The following is a 3,726-nucleotide window of genomic DNA, read 5'->3' on the forward strand; positions in this document are numbered from 1 at the left end:
CAGCTCAGCCCCTCCACGACCGTCAAGGCCCCCCGAGGCCCCACTCCCCCACGCCGGAAAACACCAGCGCACTTCGAAACCCTCGCAACCCTCGCACCGCACGGAGGCACAGCCATGAGCTCGACCAGCAGAAGGTACCGCCGTACAGCCTGTACGGGCCTCGCTCTCGTCCTGCCCCTCGCCGCCCTGGCCGCCTGTGGCGGTGGCAGCGGCGGCGACGCCTCCGCGGCGGGCAGCGGCAAGGGCACCATCAGCGTCTGGGCCCACCAGGGGCAGAAGAGCGAGGACACCGCCCTGCAGAACGCGGTGAAGTCCTTCAACGCCTCCCAGGACAAGATCAAGGTCGAGCTCAAGCTGATCCCCGCCAACGACTACACCAAGACCATCACCGCCACCGACGCCTCCAAGCTGCCGGACGTGATGGAGTTCGACGGGCCGACCATCGCGAACTTCGTCTACAACAAGAAGCTCGCCGCGATCGACTCCTACGTCTCCGCCAAGACCATGAGCAACGCCACGGACGCCAGCAAGGCGCAGGGCGAGATCGACGGCAAGCACTACGGCCTGGGCATGTACGACTCGGGGCTCGGCATCTACGGCAACAAGAAACTCCTGGACGCGGCCGGGGTGAAGTACCCGACCGGCCTGTCCGACGACTGGACGGCCGCGCAGTTCACCGCCGCGCTGAAGGCGCTGAAGGCCAAGGACTCCGACGGCAAGACCCTGGACATCCAGGAGAACAACGGCCTGGCCACCGAGTGGGGCACCTACGGCTTCGCCCCCGTCGTCTGGTCGGCCGGCGGCTCGCTCCTCAAGGACGGCAAAGCGGAAGGCGCCCTCGACACCCCGGCCGTGGTGTCGGCGATGAAGACCTTCCAGTCCTGGAAGACGTACGTCGACCCCAACACGGACGGCAACGCCTTCGCCAAGGGCCGCGTCGCGCTGAGCTGGGTCGGCCACTGGATGTACCCCGCCTACAGCACGGCCCTCGGCAGCGACCTCGTCGCCCTGCCGCTGCCCGACTTCGGCAACGGCCCCAAGACCGGCCAGGGTTCATGGGCCTGGGGCATCGGCGCGAACTCCAAGAACGGCAAGGCCGCCGGCGCCTTCCTCGACTACCTCCTGAACGACACCAACGTCACCGCGATGACCACGGCCAACGGCGCCCCGCCCGCCACGAAGACCGCGCTCGCCAAGAGCCCCCTCTACGAGCAGGGCGGCCCGCTCCAGCTCTTCGCCGACCAGTTGGCCAAGCCCTGCGGCGACAGCGACATCACCAAGTCCTGCGTCGCCGTGACCCGCCCGGTCACCGCCGGATATCCCACGGTCACCGCCAAGTTCAGCGACGCCCTGAACTCCGTCTACGGCGGCGCCGACCCGAAGAGCGCTCTGGAGAAGGCCGCCCGCTCCATCGACCAGGACTTCTCCGACAACGACGGCTACAAGATCCAGTAAGCCAGTGCTCCAGTGCCCCAGCAGGACGCTTCGGCGGGGCGGGTGCGCGTACGACGCTGTCGACGGCGCGCCCGCCCCGGCCGGGAACAGGACCCCGTGATGACCGTGGAAACCGCGCCCGCAGCGCCCTCCGGCAGGGAAGCAGGCCCGCCCGTGACCTCCGTGAAGCCGGCGCGTGCCAGGTGGCCCAGGAACCGCGACGGGCTGCACGGACTGCTCATGTCCACACCCGCCGTGGCCGGCCTCGTCGCCTTCGTCGGCGTCCCGTTCGGGTACGCCGTCGTCCTCTCCTTCTACAACGTGCGCCTGGGTTCCCCGCTCGCGCCCAGATTCTTCGGCCTGGAGCAGTACCGGCGGCTGTTCACCGACCCGGACCTTTCGGGGCCGTTCCTGCGGGCCCTGCTCAACAACCTGACGTTCGCCGTGGTCGTCGTTCCGCTCCAGACCGGCCTGGCGCTGGCTCTCGCGATCCTCCTCAACCGCAAGCTGAAGGCGATCGGCCTGTTCCGCTCGCTGTTCTTCATGCCGGTCGTCTTCCCGATGACGCTGGTCGCCGTGATCTGGCGGCTCATCCTCGCCCGCAGTGACCAGGGCCTGCTCAACTCCGCGCTGCACACGGTGAGTTTCGGCAACTGGGGCGCCTTCGACTGGCTCGGAGACTCGGCCACCGCGATGGCCTCGGTCATCGTGCTGTCGGTGTGGCAGGGGGTGGGCTTCCAGATGGTCATCCTGCTGGCCGGCCTCCAGCAGATCCCCGACGAGCTCTACGAGGCCGCCGAACTGGACCGCGCCACGCCCTGGCAGCAGTTCCGGCACGTCACCCTGCCCGGCATCCGCGGCACCCTCGTCTTCGTCGCCATGCTCACCTCGGTGCTGTCCTTCCGCGTCTTCGACCAGGTCTACGTCCTCATCCACGGCGGCGGCCTCGACGAGGACGCCACCCGAACGGTCATGTACCAGGCCGTCACCACCGCCTTCGACCAGAACAACATCGGCCAGGCGTCCGCGATCACCGTCGTCTTCTTCCTGATCGTCGTCGCCCTGACCCTCATCCAGCGCCGCGTCGTCCGGCCCGACAACGACAACGAGGACTGACACCGACCATGGCCACGACCCGCGCGCCGTACCACCACCTGCGCCGCTTCACCGACTACGCCGTCCTCAGCGTCCTGGCGTTCCTCTTCGTCCTGCCCGTCCTCTACTTGTTGCTGGGCAGCCTCAAACCCTCCGACGAAGTGCTGAACGGCCTGTCCGGCTTCCTCCCCACCCACCTCTCCTTCGACAACTACACACACGTCCTCGACGCCCTGAACTCCGACAGCACCGGCTACTTCTGGCGCTTCATGGGCATCTCACTGCTCGTCGCGTTCGTGGTCGTGACCGGCGGCCTGTTCGTCAACTCGATGGCGGCGTACGGCATGTCACGGCTGAAGTGGCGGGGCCGGGAAGCGGTGTTCACCCTGGTCCTGCTGCTGATGCTGGTGCCGTTCGAGTCGGTGGCGGTCCCGCTCTTCTACATGTTCAACGACCAGCGCAACACGATCTACGTCCAGGCGATCCCGTTCATCGCCAACGCCTTCTCGGTCTACCAGTTCCACACGTTCTTCCGCTCGATCCCGCCGAGCATCGAGGAAGCCGCCCGGCTGGACGGCGCGGGCCCCTGGCGCACCTTCTTCGCGATCATCGTGCCGATGTCCAAGCCGGCGTTCGCCTCGGTCGCGATCCTCACCTTCCTCACCCAGTGGGGCTCCTTCCTGTGGCCGGTCCTGATGGTCTCCGACCCCTCCGTCCGCCCGCTCCCCCTCGAAATGAGCGTCTTCCAGGGCCAACAGCCCCCGGACTGGGGCCAGATCCTCGCCTTCGGCGTCCTGCTCGTCCTGCCCGTCCTGATCGTCTTCGCCTTCTTCCAGCGCTGGTTCGTCCAGGGCGTCGCCAGTTCCGCCGTCAAGGGGTGAGCCCGGGCTGCCCGTGCAGTCCGGGCCCTGACGGCATTCGGATCCGGTAGGAGTTCTCGCGTCTGCCGGAGAAGCACGCTCACGACCATCCACCTGTCGGCATCCATGTGCGGTCGCGACGGCGCCACCCGGTTGGCTCGGGCATCACAGGCGTCGAGGCGGAAGGAGACTCCATCAACACGGCGATCGTCCCCATGCCTCCCGTCGTGCCCCTAGCGTGCCCTTGAGAGCGCAAACCCACGGTCAACAGCGGTGCTACGAAGCACCCACGCCCGCAGCAGGACATGGAATCTGCGCAGGTCAGCGGCTCAGCGCA

General features: G+C 67.8%; 3 protein-coding genes. All 3 read left to right on the forward strand.

What is annotated here, in order from left to right; translation table 11 throughout:
• The first annotated feature begins 114 nt into the window (after nt 1-114).
• The 3 genes from JHN45_RS52130 (at nt 115) to JHN45_RS52140 (ending at nt 3,410) form a co-directional block, all read left to right on the forward strand.
• Nucleotides 115-1,455, forward strand: coding sequence for a sugar ABC transporter substrate-binding protein (locus JHN45_RS52130; protein WP_201056529.1), 1,341 nt, complete (start codon nt 115-117; stop codon nt 1,453-1,455).
• A 96-nt stretch (nt 1,456-1,551) separates the two neighbouring features.
• The gene (locus tag JHN45_RS52135) at nt 1,552-2,550 is read left to right on the forward strand and encodes a carbohydrate ABC transporter permease (protein WP_201056531.1); all 999 of its coding nucleotides are present in this window, start codon (nt 1,552-1,554) and stop codon (nt 2,548-2,550) included.
• Nucleotides 2,551-2,558: 8 nt separating this feature from the next.
• Entirely contained in the window at nt 2,559-3,410 is an 852-nt protein-coding gene (locus tag JHN45_RS52140) for a carbohydrate ABC transporter permease (RefSeq protein ID WP_201056533.1), read from the forward strand.
• Nucleotides 3,411-3,726 lie beyond the last annotated feature (316 nt).

Source organism: Streptomyces sp. MBT53 (assembly GCF_016654115.1).
Classification (GTDB): Bacteria; Actinomycetota; Actinomycetes; order Streptomycetales; family Streptomycetaceae; genus Streptomyces.

Coding starts and splice junctions, on each gene's coding strand:
- JHN45_RS52140 (WP_201056533.1), top strand. CDS start 2,559: ATGGCCACGACCCGCGCGCCGTACCACCACCTGCGCCGCTTCACCGAC.
- JHN45_RS52130 (WP_201056529.1), top strand. CDS start 115: ATGAGCTCGACCAGCAGAAGGTACCGCCGTACAGCCTGTACGGGCCTC.